The following is a 15,192-nucleotide window of genomic DNA, read 5'->3' on the forward strand; positions in this document are numbered from 1 at the left end:
ACGGCTGCAAAGTTAGGCATTATTTTTGAATTACCAAAACTTTTCCAAGTTTTTTTTATCTATTCCTTAATTTTTCCTTGAATTTCTGGAGTTGAGCCCGCATGGAGTCGACACAAAGGTCTGTGCTTTCCTCAAATGTGTCACTTATCTTTTCCACGAACAATGTACTTCCTGGGACTGCCACAGACAGGCTTACTTCTTTATTCTGGGCAGTAGCGGGCTTCACCACTTTCAATTGCACCTCTACTTTCTGTATATCTTCAAAAGACTTTTCCAACTTGGCGATCTTCTTTTCAACGAACGCCTGTAACTTCTCGGTAGCGTCGAAGTGAATCGACTTAATCATAATCTCCATAGTTACCTCCTATTTTAAAATAGTTATTAATAAGGTTCAGGCTCTTGGGTGAGCCTCTTTATAAACTCGCTTCAGCTGTTCAAACGTAGTGTGTGTATAGATCTCTGTCGTACTGACACTCTCGTGTCCCAACAGGCTCTTGATACTCTCTAATCCCGCCCCGTTATTCAACATCGCAGTTGCAAATGTGTGTCTGAGTACGTGGGGAGAACGTTTTTTCAGAGAAGTGACTGTCGTCAGATATCGGCGTACCAAAGCATACACCTGACCACCTGATATCCTTTCGCCCTTATCATTCAAGAACAGCGCATTACTATTGCGCTCTATCTGACCACGGATCGTCCGATAACGAACCAAGGCTTCCGACAATTCCTCCCCAAAGGGAATCACACGCTGTTTGTTTCGCTTACCTATCACTTTAAGTTGCCTGGCAGTCAAGTCGACATCCTCATCGTTCAACCCAACAAGTTCTGAACGCCTAAGGCCTGTCTCATAGAATAATAATAATATTGTACGCGCACGTACATCATTATAACTATCCCCCCATTCCTGCATGTCGAGCAACTTGTCCATTTCCCCCTCTCGGAGGAACTGGGGCAGCGGTTTTGACTTCTTCGGTCCTGTCACACCATGTGCAGGATCCTTGGCAACCAACTTCCGTTGAAGGGAAAAGCGATAAAAGGAACGCAATGCACTCAATTTCTTATTCATCGTTGAAGCAGAGTTTCCTTTATCCATCAGACTCTCCATCCAGTCACGGATCAGATCGGCATCTGCCGTCTCTAAAGAGAGTCCGTTATCCCTAAAAGTCAGATACGATTCAAATTCCCGAAGGCTATCCTCGTATGTCTGCGCTGTCTGCGGAGATGCGTTCCGTTCATAGCGCAGGTAGTTCAGAAATTGGTTAATCAGCATAAACCGCGCCAATAAGTCTTTCGGCTACGAATTTACGGAAATTATTCGAAACTACCAAATTTTTGAGGATCTTTTTACTCCTCGTTAGCGCGAAGCTGCTGTACGTAAACGGCGTGCTCCATCTTCAGGCGCTTCAGGACAGACGGCTTGTCAAACTGCTGACGACGACGCAGCTCCTTAACAACACCTGTCTTCTCGAACTTTCTCTTAAACTTCTTGAGGGCCTTCTCGATGTTCTCGCCTTCTTTTACCGGTACAATAATCATTTGCTTTTGACTTTTAATATTTTACGTTAAACTTAATGCCTTCGGGCACAGCGCCACGAAAAGCGGCTGCAAAGTTACGACATTTTCACGAAACAAGCAAATCTTTTGCCGATTTTTATTTATTTTTGCCCAAAATTGGAGTCGTCAAAGTCATCATGAGCTCATACAAGCACCAAGAAAGAGAGGATACTGGCATGCAAATCACGAGCATGTTCTTCCAAACAGCTGATTATGAGAGCGGAGAGGTCGAGTCGATTGGAGCACAGGCCTCACGCAGCCAGACAGTCTCATCGGCATCAAGATGTGGCGAAAGGGTGTCGAACACATGCTGATGATAAGCATTGAGCCAGTCGATCTCCTCTGGCAGGAGCATGCTCCTGACGATAGGAGTCTTGTCGATGGGACAGAGTGTGAGCGATTCGAACTGCAGGAACTTACCGAACGCCGTCTCCTTGTAAGGGATCATCAGCAAAGTATTCTCGATACGCACGCCAAACTTCCCTTCGAGATAGATGCCCGGTTCATCTGTGATGGTCATGCCTGCCACAAGCGGAGCCGGCTTCCATTCCATACGGAACTGATGAGGTCCCTCATGCACATTCAGATATGTACCGACGCCATGCCCCGTACCATGTAGGTAGTTCAGTCCCTCCCGCCACATATCCTTGCGAGCGAGAATATCTATCTGCGTACCGCTGGCACCAGACGGGAACTTACAGAGTTCGATCTGTATATGTCCCTTTAACACCAATGTATATGCCCTTTTCTCCTCGTCCGACAGTGGACCGAGGGCGATGGTCCGGGTGATATCTGTTGTACCGTCGAGATACTGCGCACCACTGTCGAGCAGGAGCATTCCCTTGGGTTGCAAGGGGACATCCGTCTCCGGTGTTGCCTCATAGTGCACAATGGCGCCATGAGGACCATAACCTGCTATGGTATCGAAAGATATGTCACGATAGAGTGGCTGTTCGGCACGGAAGGCCTTCAGTCTCTGGTCAATAGATATCTCTGACAATTCGGATATCTCCGGTTTCCCGACATAGGCAGAGAGCCACTTCAGGAATTTCACCATAGCGATACCGTCCTTCAGCATCGCATTCCTGAAGCCCGCGATCTCCGTCTCGTTCTTTACGGTCTTCATCCGTTTCACGGGAGACTCCTCCTCTACCCGCTCACGGACAACGGTCTTATACAAGGCATAGTTCACCTCGTCGGGGTCGAGAAGGATATTATATTCAAAATAGTCATTCAGCCCTTTGGTCACGTTCTCATAGCTATCCACCATCACCCCCTCTGTCTTCAGGTATGCCATGACCTCCGGCGTGAGCTTCTTCTGGTTGATATAAAGAGTAACATCCTTTGAAGAAATCAAAAGATAAGCCACGAAGACAGGATTGCAGTGGACATCCGTTCCTCGTAGATTGAGAGTCCAGGCAATATCATCGAGGGCAGCCATCAGCATTCCGTCGGCATGACGCTCACGCAAGGCCTGACGAATACGACCGATTTTCTCATGGGCAGACTCCCCTGCATACGCCATCGGGAATATCTCCACAGGATTCTCAGGAATCACGGGACGGTCGGACCATATCAGCCTCAGCGGGTCTATATTCGTACGCACAGTGATGCCCCCCTCCTTGCGCAGCTCGACGATCAAGTTCTTCACGGCACTGGCAGAACTGCACCAACCGTCAATACCGACCTCGGCACCGGCCCCACATGTCCTGCCCAACCATTCCGAGATGGTCGGAGTGCCCTCCATCTTCAACTTCATCAACTGGAACTCCGTCCCTTTCAGTTGTTCCTCGGCAGCAATGAAATAACGGGAATCTGTCCAGAGGGCGGCAGAGGTCATCGTAACCACTGCCGTGCCTGCCGAGCCGATAAAGCCCGAGATAAACTCACGACCCTTCCAATGGTCAGGAACATACTCGCCCTGATGAGGATCCGTACTAGGGAAGATGAACGCCGCCAGATGTTCACGGCGCATCACCTCTCGAAGGTTCTCTATTCGTTGGTTGACATCATTCATATCACGTTCCTACTTTATGTCATTATATTCAACACTATCCAAACCTATCCGCCAACGACAACATGGAGCCCGTGAGCTTCCATCTGTGCGGCACAACGCTGCAGGGTCTCCTCCGACGGAGTACTCATCGGATATCCCTGAGGGTTGTAAGTACTCCACATACGCCGGTGTTTATCTTTGCCGACATCATGATAGGGCAATAGGTTGACAAAACGCCCGCACTTGTCTCCTGGCGAGGGGAGTCCCTCCAGGAAAAGAGCCGTTTGTTCTATATTCTCCTCGTCGGCATTGACGCCCTCAATCAAAGGGATGCGGATGCGGAAAGATTTCCCCATCTCAGTCAGGAGACGGATGTTACGTAAGATCAGTTCATTGGGAACACCCGTATACAGACAGTGCTTATGCGAATCCATCAGCTTCAGGTCGACGAGGAAGAGTTCGCACAAGTCGGCAACAGCCCTTACGACATCAGATGACGCATAGAGCGTGGTATCAACAACACGGTGCAGTCCACGAGCCCCCAACTCCCTCAAGAGAGCCACGGTATAGTCAGGATGCATCAGCGGTTCACCACCACATAGTGTCACGCCGCCACCACTCTCCTCCATCACCGCACGCTCCTTCTCAATCTCAGTCATCAGGAGATCCATCGACCATTCCTTGCCACACACCTCCAGAGCTTTCGTTGGGCACTCGTTCGTACATGTCTCACAGAGGGAGCATGAGCTCTCCTTCATGCTGATGCCATGAGGGGTCAACGAGAGGAGATGCTGTGGACACACATCAACACAGGTACGGCATCCGATACACCTTGATGCCTTATACAACAACTGCGGCTGGGTCGTCCAACCTTCTGGGTTATGACACCATACGCATCTGAGAGGACACCCCTTCAAGAACACGGTGGTCCGAATACCTGGGCCATCATTGATGGCATACCGTTTGATGTCGAAAACCAGTGCCATCCTACATCTCGTCGTTTTCCGTTCTTGCGATAATCTCATTCTGCAACTGTTCCGTCATATCATTGAAATAGTCGGAATAACCAGCCACACGTACCAACAAATCCCGGTATTCATCGGGATGCTGCTGCGCATCATGAAGAGTCGCCGTATCTACGATATTAAACTGAATATGGTGACCGCCAAACTTAAAGTACGTCCGGATGAGTGAGGCAAGCTTCTTCTGGTCCTCCTCCCGTCTCAGCAAGGCGGGTACAAAGCGCATATTCAACAGGGTTCCACCGCTTTTTGTCTGGTCAAGCTTCCCTAGCGACTTAATAACAGCCGTAGGCCCGTGACTGTCGGAGCCATGAGCAGGAGAGGTTCCATCACTGATGGCGAAGTGGGCAAAACGTCCGTTGGGCGTGGCACCACATACACTACCGAAATAGTTATGACATGTCGTACTAAGCATATTCAGTTGCGTCTTACCCCCTCGGGTGTTCGGTCGTCCTTCGATCGCATCCACCAGATCATCATAGACACGCACAGCCACCTTATCAGCAGTGTCGTCATCGTTGCCAAAGAACGGTGTGTGATTACGGATATACTGACGCATCTTCTCCTCACCCTTCCAGTTAACGGCACAAGCCCTCAGTATCTCGTCCATCGAATAACGATGATCCTCGAACACATGCTTCTTTAAGGCGGTGAGACAGTCGGTGATCGTCCCCAACCCAGTACACTGGATATAGGTCGTATTATACCTGGCACCACCACTATAATAATCCTTCCCCTTCTCGATACAGTCGTCTATATAAAGACTGAGGAACGTTGCCGGGGCATAGAGGGAGAACATCCGTTCGATGTAATTATTAACCGAGAGTTTCAGATTCACGAAATAGACCATCTGACGATGCCATGCCTCATAGAGCTCATCGAAGGAACTGAACAGACGAGGATCACCCGTCTCCAGACCGAGCTTCTTGCCCGTCTCCGGATCAACACCGTTGTTCAGTGTTATCTCCAGAATCTTTGGTGTGTTCAGATAACCCGTCAGCAGATAAGCCTCTTTGCCGAAAGCCCCCACCTCGATACAGCCAGAGCAGCCGCCCTCACGAGCATCCTCCAGTGTCTTACCAGCACGTACCATCTCCTTCACATAAGTGTCGGGGTTGAACACCGACGGATAGCCATGTCCCTGACGTATCACCTTAATACCTGCGAGCAGAAACTCGTCAGGCGTATTCTCAGCGATATGGATGCTCAGACCTGGTTGTAGTTCGTGCAGTTCCTCCTGAACCTCGAGGATCATATATGAGAGTTCGTTCGCGCCACTCTTTCCGTCACGATCCACCCCACCGATATTGATATTCGTAAAGTCATTATAGGTACCCGACTCCAAGGCTGTCACACCGACCTTCGGGGGTGCGGGTTGGTTGTTGAACTTAATCCACAGACAACTGATCAACTCTTTCGCCTGATCACGGGTCAGTGTCCCCTCACGAATACCCTTCTGATAGAACGGGAACAGATGCTGATCGATATGACCAGGGTTCATCGAATCCCATCCGTTCAGTTCCGTCACCGTACCAAGGTGTACGAACCAGTACATCTGGATGGCCTCCCACAAGTCGCGCGGTGCATGAGCAGGAACCCATCGACACACGTCAGCGATCTTCTCCAACTCATTCTTGCGTCGCGGGTCACTCTCCTTGGCGGCCATCTGTTCCGCCAGTTCGGCATGTCGCTCCGCGAAGAGAATAGCCGCATCACAAGAGATGGCCATAGCCTCCAGCTCCTGTTGTTTGTCCGTTGCCTCAGGATCGTGAATATAGTCAAGACTGGCGATCCGTCTCTCTATCCGAGCCTTCACGTCAAGCAGTCCCTCACGATACATCTTACCATCCATGGCCGTATGACCAGCGGCACGTTGTTCCATAAACTCCGTGAACACACCGGCATGATAAGCCTCCTCCCAGGCCTTAGACACATGACCAAAGATACGTTCCCGTTGTGTCTTACCCTTCCAGTAGGGAATCACCACCCGCTCGTAGGTATCGATATCCGCCTGACTGATCGAATATGGCTGCAACGGTCGCTCATTCAGCGTATGCAAATCCGCCACACTATGACATGTCAGCTCTGGGAATGTGGAGACAGCCTTGGGAAGCGGTCCACGTTCACCGACGATCAGTTCATCATCGCCGATATACAAGGTCTTCTTCTTGCAGATCTCATAGAAATTGCGGGCACGCAGCACTGCGATGGGCATCGTCCCGTAGTGTTCCTCATAAAAAGCTGTCTCGATAAGGGCCCGTTCTATACTCAACGTCGTGGGGGTGTCGAGAGACAACCGACGCAGTCGTCTGATACGCTCATTCATACCTCCGTCGTTCTCCGGATATCTGAGATTATTATTAATCATTTTAGTTATCTTGGTTGTTTTGCAATATCGAGTTGGCAAAGATATAAAATAAGTGGCACAAATTACGTGGATTAACACAGATTAATAATAAAAAAAGACTGAATATTCGCTTTTTTTGTACCTTTGCAGCACTTTTTGATATAACAAGGATTATAATAATACAATTATGGCATTCTTAACAAACGAAAAACTGGTTATCGTCGGTGCTGGCGGTATGATCGGTTCAAACATGGTGCAGAGCGTTCTGATGCTCGGCCTCACTCCAAACATTTGTCTGTACGATATCTACGAACCCGGCGTTCATGGCGTTTACGACGAGATGTGTCACTGTGCTTTCCCTGGCGCAAACATCTCATACACCGTTGACCCCGCCGAGGCTTTCACTGGTGCTAAGTACATTATCTCTTCTGGCGGTGCTCCTCGTAAGGAGGGTATGACCCGCGAAGACCTGCTCAAGGGCAACTGCAAGATCGCTGCCGAGTTTGGCGAGAACATCAAGAAGTACTGCCCCGACGTGAAGCACGTGGTGGTGATCTTCAACCCCGCTGACGTTACCGCTCTGACAGCTCTGATCCATTCAGGTCTGAAGCCCAACCAGCTGACCTCTCTGGCCGCCCTCGACTCTACCCGTCTGCAGCAGCAGCTCGCTCAGGAGTTCGGCGTTCGTCAGGACAAGGTTACCAATGCCTACACCTACGGCGGTCATGGTGAGCAGATGGCAGTATTCGCCAGCAAGGCTCTCATCGACGGCAAGCCCCTCTCTGAGCTCCCTCTCACCGACGAGCGTTGGGCAGAGATCAAGCACATGACCACACAGGGTGGTAGCAACATCATCAAGCTCCGTGGTCGTTCTTCATTCCAGAGCCCGGCTTATCAGGCTGTGAAGATGATCGAGGGTGCCATGGGCGGTGAGCCCTTTAAGTGGCCTGCAGGTTGCTATGTCAACGCCTACGGCTTCAAGAACGTGATGATGGCTATGCCGACCGTTATCGACAAGGACGGTGTTCACTTCACTCAGCCCGAGGGTACTGCTGAGGAGATGGCTGCCCTTCAGGCTTCTTACGAGCACCTGCAGAAGATGCGCGACGAGATCATCAGTCTTGACATCATCCCAGCCGTGGATGACTGGAAATCTGAGAACCCGAACCTCTAAGCGGTTTCATCATAGAGCAGTATGGTTCGCCATACTGCTCTTTTTTTTTGTTCACTATGGCTTTAATAAAGAGTTACAGAGGTCTGACGCCTAAATGGGGCAAGGACTGTTATTTCAGTGAGAACGCCACGATCATCGGTGATGTGACGATGGGTGACGAGTGTTCCGTATGGTTCAACGCCGTTGTCAGAGGCGACGTGGCCCCTATCACGATAGGTAACTGCACGAACATCCAGGACGGCAGTTGTGTTCACGTGACCCATGAGACCGGTCCTACGCATATCGGCAACTATGTCACTATCGGACATAATGTGACCGTTCATGCCTGCACCATTCACGACAATGCGCTCATCGGCATGGGATCCACCCTACTCGACAACTGTGAGATCGGTGAAGGCAGCATCGTAGCCGCAGGGGCTTTGGTACTCCAGAACACGAAGATTCCCGCAGGCGAGATCTGGGGCGGTGTACCTGCCAAATACATCAAGCCTGTCCGCCCTGGTCAGACCGACAACGCCAAGCACTACGTAGAGTACGCCAAGCACTACTTAGAAGAAGGGAAAGATTCTTAACAAACGGGCTCGTAATACGAGCATATTCGTCAGCTAACGGTCCAAAGGTCGCAAATATGCAAGTTTTGGACCGTTTTTGTAACACACTAACAATCTGCAAGTTACGTAAACGTCTCAGATAGGTGGCATCTTTGGGTCATAGAAATATCGTCTATCACTCATTGAAACGGCATCTACGAGTCATGGAGACGTCATCTTTCACTAGATAGATGACGTCTCCATGACTCGTAAGTCCTATCCGAACAACCCGTAGATGACGTCTGAACGAGTGAAAGAAGCCATCGATACTAAAACAAGTCATCATCGACTACAAGAAGAGCGAAAAAAGGCCTCTCCGCCACTCTAGATCGAGCAAATGGAGAGGCACTTTTTTTGGCATATAATCTTTACATTAGTTACTGATGGTGGCCACGACATATTCGCTCTGTGTACCGATGCGGAACTTGCCGCCCCAGATACCGAGACCGGAAGAAACATAATACTGGGTGTGGCCACGGTGACAGGTCCCCCACGAACATTCATAGATGGCATCGGTAATCCATGAGATAGGCCAAACCTGTCCACGATGAGTATGACCACTTAGTTGGAAGTCGACACCTGCCACCTCACTATGCTCCAGATGGTATGGCTGGTGATCGAGTACGATGATATAGGGCGACTGCCGGCACATGGTCGTCAACTGCTCACGACCGCCCATCAGCTTGTGGACAGACTTACGGTTTCTGTTGGAACGATCATCACGGCCAATAATAACGATAGAGCTATCGACAACAGCAGCCTCATCGATGAGCAGACGGATGCCGGCATCATGATAGAACTGCCGCGCCTGAGGCTCACCTGAGAAATACTCATGATTACCCAGACAGGCGTAAACGGGCGCCTTCAGTCTGTGGAACTCCTCGGCCATCCTCTCCTCCACGAGTGGACGGATACTGCCATCGATGATATCACCTGCTATCAGGATGAAGTCCGGCTTCTCCTCATTGATCATATCAACCCATCGGGCCAGTTCTTTCCGGGTGTTGTGATAGCCCAGATGCAGGTCGCTCGCCATCACTACCTTATATGTTCTCGCCAACGACTTTGACGATTTCAGTTCCAACGGCACACGGACCTTGTTCTTATAATGCATATTCCCATAAAGGAACAGACCAAAGATCAAGATAAAGACAATCAGAGAGGTATAGCCATTGTGGCAGACGACGGTCTTCGGTACCAGACGGAACAATCGTCCCAGATCAAAGACCAGGAAGATGACAACCAGATATAAGATGACGAAGAGCGATGATGTCCCGATCTCATAGGCCGTCTGAGCTACGGGAAGCGGCAGATGCTCGAACGACCGCCGGAAATGCAGGAACAGCAAGACTATACAGAAGACACCTGCTGCAATGACCATCGATTTCCAAAAAGTCGATAAGGGAAGCAACACCCATATATGCCATGCTATATAGGCGACAGACAGAACGGGCAAGACCCAGAAAAGAAACATCCACATATTTCTCACTCTTTAGTCGGTGAATCTCGTCGACGGAGAAGCGCTATCGGGCAACAGACGACACGATCAGGTTTACAGATCTGCCGCAACACTCGCAAGCACCTTTTCCGTGGCACCGGCCTGACCCTTGACATAGCTGCCGGCACGCTGGCCTGCCTCTCTCATGGCAGACGGGTCGGCGACGAAACTGTCCATCTGTTGCTGGAAAGCTTCATAACCGACTATCTCGAAGCCACCGGCACACGCCTTGAGTTCCTGAGCCTCCTGGAACTTCTGATTGTTCGGGCCAAAGAATACAGGCACGTCCCAGACGGCAGCCTCCGGCAGGTTATGAATGCCAACGCCGAAACCGCCTCCGACATAGGCCACCTCACCATAATGATAGATACTGGAAAGCAGACCGTAGCAGTCGATGATCAACACCTCGGCATCACGCACATCCGCCTCCGAAGTCTTTGTGTAACGGACGACGGTACGCCCTTCCAACAGCTTCTCTATCTGCTGGAGATGATCTTCACCGATAACATGTGGTGCGATGATCAGCTTCCAGTCGCGGTGCAGATTAAAATATGGAATAAAGATCTCCTCATCAGGTTGCCAAGAGGAACCGGCAACAAAGGTCTTCTTCCCGTCTACGAATGCCTCAACAACAGGCAACTGCTTGGCTGCTTCCTTGATCTGAAGGACACGGTCGAAACGGGTGTCACCCACGATCGTGACGGACGTAATGCCGATCTTCGCCAACAGACGCTTGCTCTCCTCGTTCTGCACAAAGAAGTGTGTAAAACAGTTGAGCACCCGACCGTACTGAGAGCCATACCACTTAAAGAACACCTGGTCCGGACGGAAGATGCTCGACACACTATAGACGGGTACATGTCTGTGCTTCAGGATATGCAGGTAGTTGTACCAGAACTCGTACTTGATGAAAAACGCCATGACCGGCCGTATCGTCCGAAGGAATCGACGTGCATTCGTGATCGTATCCAACGGCAGATAGGTGATGATGTCGGCGCCCTCATAGTTCTTGCGCACTTCGTAACCCGACGGTGAGAAGAATGTCAACAGGATCTTATATTCCGGATGGTCGCGGCGCAACTGCTCCATCAGCGGGCGCCCCTGTTCAAACTCACCGAGCGAAGCCGCATGGAACCACACATACTTCGCCTGGGGATCAACCTTCTCACGAAGAATGCGGAAGGCGTCACGCTCACCGCGCCACATCTTACGCACCTTCGGATTGAAGCGGCTATAGATAGCCACACCCAGAAGATAGAGATATATAATCAGATTATACATTGATTATCCAAGTACTTCAATGGCACGTTTCATTCTACGGATTGTCTCCTCTTTACCGAGGAAAGCAGAGATGTCGAACATACCCGGTCCCTTACCCTCGCCAACGAGCGTGAGGCGCCAAGCGTTCATCACATTACCAAGCTTATATTCTTTCTGCTCCACCCACTCATGGACGATACGCTCCTGATTCTCCAGAGAGAAGTCATCAATGCTTTCCAAAACTGCCATCAACTCTGTCATCACCTGAGCCGAGTCGTCCTTCCAACGCTTCTTGGCCGTCTTCTCATCATACTCAGTAGGAGCTACGAAGAAGAACGAGCACAAAGGCCAGAGCTCCTTGACAAACGATACACGATCCTTCATCATAGACGTAACAGCCACGACACGCTCCAGTGTCTCGTCAGAACAGTGTTCCTTGACGATCGGGAAGAACAACTGAGCAATCTCCTCATTAGACTTCTTCAGGATATACTCATGGTTGAACCAGATACCCTTCTCGTAGGCGAACCGTGCGCCGGCCTTTGAACACTTTGAGATATCGAAAAGAGGAACCAACTCATCAAGTGTAAACAACTCCTGCTCCGTACCGGGGTTCCATCCTAACAAGGCCAGGAAGTTGATGACGGCCTCAGGGAAATAGCCCTGCTCACGATAGCCACTCGACACCTCACCGGTCTTCGGGTCGTGCCATTCCAAGGGGAACACAGGGAAGCCAAGACGGTCGCCATCACGCTTCGACAGTTTTCCCTTACCATCGGGCTTCAGCAGCAACGGGAGATGCGCGAACTGCGGCATCGTCTCTTCCCAGCCAAAAGCCTGATACAGGAGCACATGCAAAGGGGCACTAGGCAACCACTCCTCACCACGGATCACATGAGAGATCTCCATCAGATGATCGTCCACGATATTCGCCAGATGATACGTAGGCAACTGGTCTGCGCTCTTAAAAAGCACCTTGTCGTCGAGGATATCCGTCTTCACACGAACCTCACCGCGGATCAGGTCGTTTACCAACACCTCCTGACCGGCTTCTATCTTGAAGCGAACCACGTACTGATGACCTTCGGCAATCAGTCGTTCCACCTCATCCTTCGGGAGGGTCAGTGAGTTACGCATCTTGCCACGGGTATGACAATCATACTGGAAGTTCGTTATCTCCTGACGCTTTGCCTCCAGTTCCTCTGGCGTATCAAAAGCGATATAGGCCTTGCCGGCATCCAGCAGCTGCTGCACATACTCTTTGTAAATAGCACGACGCTCACTCTGACGATACGGCCCCTTGTCGCCACCGAAAGAGACGCCCTCGTCGAACTGAATGCCCAACCACTTGAATGACTCGATGATATATTCCTCAGCTCCGGGAACGAAGCGGTTGGAGTCGGTGTCCTCGATACGGAACACCAGATCGCCGCCATGCTGACGGGCAAACAGATAATTATACAGGGCGGTACGAACGCCACCAATATGCAAGGCTCCAGTAGGACTAGGAGCAAATCGGACTCTTACTCTTCTTTCTGACATTGTTTCGTTAATTTGCCTGCAAAATTACGAAATAATTATGAATTATGGATTATGAATTGTGAATTATTTCTTATCTTTGCATCCATAATGCCTAAAATACAGCAAAATGAGTAGCTTCAATATCAAAAACGACTTGACGTGGCACGATTTTCTTATCCGGTCAGCGCTCATTGTCGTTACGGTAGCCTTGATCGTATGGCTGATGCCCAGAAACAGCAGCAGCAACTTCAAGATAGAGAAGGGAAAGCCCTGGGTCTATACCGACCTGAAAGCGCCATTCGACTTCCCCATCTACAAGAGCGACGAAGCAGTGAAGGCCGAGCGCGACAGTCTGATGCAGCAGTACGAGCCCTACTATTTCTTCAACAATGATATTGTAACTACACAACTACGACAGTTTGCCAAAGATTATAACAAGGGCATTCCAGGACTGTCTGACGACTATATCAGTATCATCGCCAACCGATTGCGGAGTCTATACACACAAGGAATCATGAGCAGTTCGGAATATGCTGCTTTGAAAAAAGACACTGCAAGAACAATTCGGGTCATCAACGGAAAGAACGCCATCAGCGTACCAATCAGTAAGGTCTATTCTGTCGTTTCGGCCTATGAGCAGATATTCCTCGACGAGACGCTTGCCACCCACCGGGAGATTCTGCAGAAATGTAATCTCAACGATTACCTCACTCCTAACCTCATCTACGACAAGGAACGGAGTGAGGCGAGTCTGAACGACCTGCAGAACAGTATCCCCTTGGCCAGCGGACTCGTACAAAGAGGACAGAAGATCATCGACAGGGGCGACATCGTGGACACTAAGACCTACAATATCCTCATGTCGTTCAAGAAGGAAACGGAGCGAAAAGAGGAGAACAAGCCGAAGATCAGTCTGACGATTATGGGACAGATCCTATATGTCGCTATCCTGATTACATGCTTCACCGTATATCTGACGCTCTTCCGCAAGGATTATTTCGAGAAGTCACGATCTATCACCATGCTCTACGCCTTGATCGTCTTCTTCTCCGTCCTCTGTTCACTGATGGTCGGTCACAGTATTCTGCATGTTTACTTCCTACCCTACGCCATGGTACCCATCTTCATCCGGGTATTCATGGATTCAAGAACCGCCTTCATGGCTCATGCAACGATGGTTCTCATCTGCGCCAGCATCCTACAGTATCCTCTGGAGTTCATTACCGTAGAACTGGTTTCCGGTCTGGTGGCCATCTTCTCGCTCCGCGAGCTATCCAGTCGGTCACAGCTTTTCTGGACTGCCGTTCTTGTCACCTTTGCTGCTACGGCCACCAACCTCTCACTCGACTGGATCCGCAACAACGACCTGACCAAGATCAGCTACAGCGAATACAACTACCTCGTCTTCAACGGTCTCCTTCTGTTCTGTTCATACCCGCTGCTCTATCTGATTGAGAAAGCATTCGGTTTTACGTCGAACATCACGCTCATCGAGCTTTCAGATATGAACAAGACACTGCTGCGGAAAATGAGTGAGGTGGCCCCAGGCACGTTCCAGCACTCCATCCAGGTAGGCAACCTGGCAGCAGAGATAGCCAACAAGATCGGAGGAAAGAGCCAACTGGTCCGTACTGGAGCCCTCTACCATGACATCGGCAAGATTGTCAATCCGATCTACTTCACCGAGAACCAGTCGGGTGTCAACCCGCACGAGAAGATGGGAGCCATTGAGAGTGCCCAGATGATCATCAGTCATGTAACCGAAGGCATCAAGCTCGCAGAGAAATACGACTTGCCTGATATCATCAAGGCCTTTATATCCACACACCATGGACAAGGGAAGACACGTTATTTCTATGTGCAATATAAAAATGCACATCCCGACGACAAGGTGGACGATCTTCTCTTCACCTACCCCGGTCCGAACCCGACAACCAAGGAACAGGCCATCCTGATGATGGCCGACACTGTCGAGGCCGCATCGCGCTCTCTTCCCGACTATACCGAGAAGAGCATCCGGGAGTTGGTCAACAAACTGATCGACGCACAGGTGGCAGAGGGATACTTTAAGGAATGCCCAATCACTTTCCGTGATATCGCCTATGCCAAGACTGTTCTCATCGAGAAGCTAAAAACGATTTATCACACAAGAGTTAGCTATCCCGAACTCAAGAAATAGGCGTCTTATTGCACACTCTATAGCCTATCTGTGCAAGAAATTATTGCACAA

12 protein-coding genes are annotated in these 15,192 nt (G+C 50.2%); 3 read left to right on the forward strand and 9 right to left on the reverse strand.

Annotation, left to right across the window (positions count from 1 at the left end):
- Window positions 1-55: 55 nt before the first annotated feature.
- The 6 genes from hpf to hypD form a co-directional block, all read right to left on the reverse strand.
- Window positions 56-355, reverse strand: a complete 300-nt coding sequence (gene hpf, locus BMY63_RS08035; protein ID WP_091902226.1) for a ribosome hibernation-promoting factor, HPF/YfiA family — start codon at window positions 353-355, stop codon at window positions 56-58.
- 36 nt (window positions 356-391) lie between these two features.
- The gene (xerA, locus tag BMY63_RS08040; protein ID WP_091915821.1) at window positions 392-1,270 is read right to left on the reverse strand and encodes a site-specific tyrosine recombinase/integron integrase; all 879 of its coding nucleotides are present in this window, start codon (window positions 1,268-1,270) and stop codon (window positions 392-394) included.
- Between the two features lie 74 nt (window positions 1,271-1,344).
- Entirely contained in the window at window positions 1,345-1,536 is a 192-nt protein-coding gene (rpsU, locus tag BMY63_RS08045; protein ID WP_013065274.1) for a 30S ribosomal protein S21, read from the reverse strand.
- A 229-nt stretch (window positions 1,537-1,765) separates the two neighbouring features.
- Window positions 1,766-3,571, reverse strand: coding sequence for an aminopeptidase P family protein (locus BMY63_RS08050; RefSeq protein WP_091915823.1), 1,806 nt, complete (start codon window positions 3,569-3,571; stop codon window positions 1,766-1,768).
- Between the two features lie 44 nt (window positions 3,572-3,615).
- Window positions 3,616-4,536 (reverse strand): glycyl-radical enzyme activating protein, encoded by a 921-nt coding sequence (locus BMY63_RS08055; RefSeq protein WP_091915825.1) that lies wholly within the window; start codon window positions 4,534-4,536, stop codon window positions 3,616-3,618.
- Window position 4,537: 1 nt separating this feature from the next.
- On the reverse strand, window positions 4,538-6,940 hold the full coding sequence (gene hypD / locus BMY63_RS08060) for a trans-4-hydroxy-L-proline dehydratase (protein ID WP_256218974.1): 2,403 nt from the start codon (window positions 6,938-6,940) through the stop codon (window positions 4,538-4,540).
- Window positions 6,941-7,106: 166 nt separating this feature from the next.
- Here hypD and BMY63_RS08065 point away from each other — a divergent pair, with 166 nt between their 5' ends.
- Both BMY63_RS08065 and BMY63_RS08070 read left to right on the forward strand, forming a co-directional pair.
- Window positions 7,107-8,093, forward strand: a complete 987-nt coding sequence (locus tag BMY63_RS08065; protein ID WP_091902234.1) for a malate dehydrogenase — start codon at window positions 7,107-7,109, stop codon at window positions 8,091-8,093.
- A gap of 56 nt (window positions 8,094-8,149) precedes the next feature.
- Window positions 8,150-8,665: a gamma carbonic anhydrase family protein gene (locus BMY63_RS08070; RefSeq protein ID WP_091915827.1), complete on the forward strand. Its 516-nt coding sequence runs from the start codon at window positions 8,150-8,152 to the stop codon at window positions 8,663-8,665.
- Window positions 8,666-9,056: 391 nt separating this feature from the next.
- On the opposite strand, the gene BMY63_RS08075 is transcribed toward BMY63_RS08070, so the two are convergent.
- From BMY63_RS08075 to gltX, 3 genes are all read right to left on the reverse strand, one after another.
- Entirely contained in the window at window positions 9,057-10,172 is a 1,116-nt protein-coding gene (locus BMY63_RS08075; protein WP_091915829.1) for a metallophosphoesterase, read from the reverse strand.
- A 63-nt stretch (window positions 10,173-10,235) separates the two neighbouring features.
- A complete protein-coding gene (locus tag BMY63_RS08080; protein WP_091915831.1) occupies window positions 10,236-11,462 on the reverse strand; it encodes a 3-deoxy-D-manno-octulosonic acid transferase in 1,227 nt (408 codons plus the stop codon).
- A 3-nt stretch (window positions 11,463-11,465) separates the two neighbouring features.
- Complete coding sequence (gltX, locus tag BMY63_RS08085) at window positions 11,466-12,983, reverse strand: glutamate--tRNA ligase (protein ID WP_091915833.1); 1,518 nt, start codon at window positions 12,981-12,983, stop codon at window positions 11,466-11,468.
- 106 nt (window positions 12,984-13,089) lie between these two features.
- Between gltX and BMY63_RS08090 the strand changes: the two genes are divergently transcribed.
- Window positions 13,090-15,141 carry an HD family phosphohydrolase gene (locus tag BMY63_RS08090; RefSeq protein ID WP_091915835.1) on the forward strand — a complete coding sequence of 684 codons (2,052 nt, stop codon included), beginning with the start codon at window positions 13,090-13,092 and terminating at the stop codon, window positions 15,139-15,141.
- The last annotated feature ends 51 nt before the right edge of the window (window positions 15,142-15,192 follow it).

It is taken from the genome of Prevotella aff. ruminicola Tc2-24 (assembly GCF_900110895.1).
GTDB lineage: Bacteria > Bacteroidota > Bacteroidia > Bacteroidales > Bacteroidaceae > Prevotella.

Excerpts from the sequence above, each read along its gene's own strand:
- BMY63_RS08080 (WP_091915831.1), bottom strand. The coding sequence starts at position 11,462 with ATGTATAATCTGATTATATATCTCTATCTTCTGGGTGTGGCTATCTAT.
- rpsU (WP_013065274.1), bottom strand. The coding sequence starts at position 1,536 with ATGATTATTGTACCGGTAAAAGAAGGCGAGAACATCGAGAAGGCCCTC.
- xerA (WP_091915821.1), bottom strand. The coding sequence starts at position 1,270 with ATGCTGATTAACCAATTTCTGAACTACCTGCGCTATGAACGGAACGCA.
- BMY63_RS08065 (WP_091902234.1), top strand. The coding sequence starts at position 7,107 with ATGGCATTCTTAACAAACGAAAAACTGGTTATCGTCGGTGCTGGCGGT.
- hypD (WP_256218974.1), bottom strand. The coding sequence starts at position 6,940 with ATGATTAATAATAATCTCAGATATCCGGAGAACGACGGAGGTATGAAT.
- hpf (WP_091902226.1), bottom strand. The coding sequence starts at position 355 with ATGGAGATTATGATTAAGTCGATTCACTTCGACGCTACCGAGAAGTTA.
- BMY63_RS08070 (WP_091915827.1), top strand. The coding sequence starts at position 8,150 with ATGGCTTTAATAAAGAGTTACAGAGGTCTGACGCCTAAATGGGGCAAG.
- BMY63_RS08050 (WP_091915823.1), bottom strand. The coding sequence starts at position 3,571 with ATGAATGATGTCAACCAACGAATAGAGAACCTTCGAGAGGTGATGCGC.
- gltX (WP_091915833.1), bottom strand. The coding sequence starts at position 12,983 with ATGTCAGAAAGAAGAGTAAGAGTCCGATTTGCTCCTAGTCCTACTGGA.
- BMY63_RS08090 (WP_091915835.1), top strand. The coding sequence starts at position 13,090 with ATGAGTAGCTTCAATATCAAAAACGACTTGACGTGGCACGATTTTCTT.
- BMY63_RS08055 (WP_091915825.1), bottom strand. The coding sequence starts at position 4,536 with ATGGCACTGGTTTTCGACATCAAACGGTATGCCATCAATGATGGCCCA.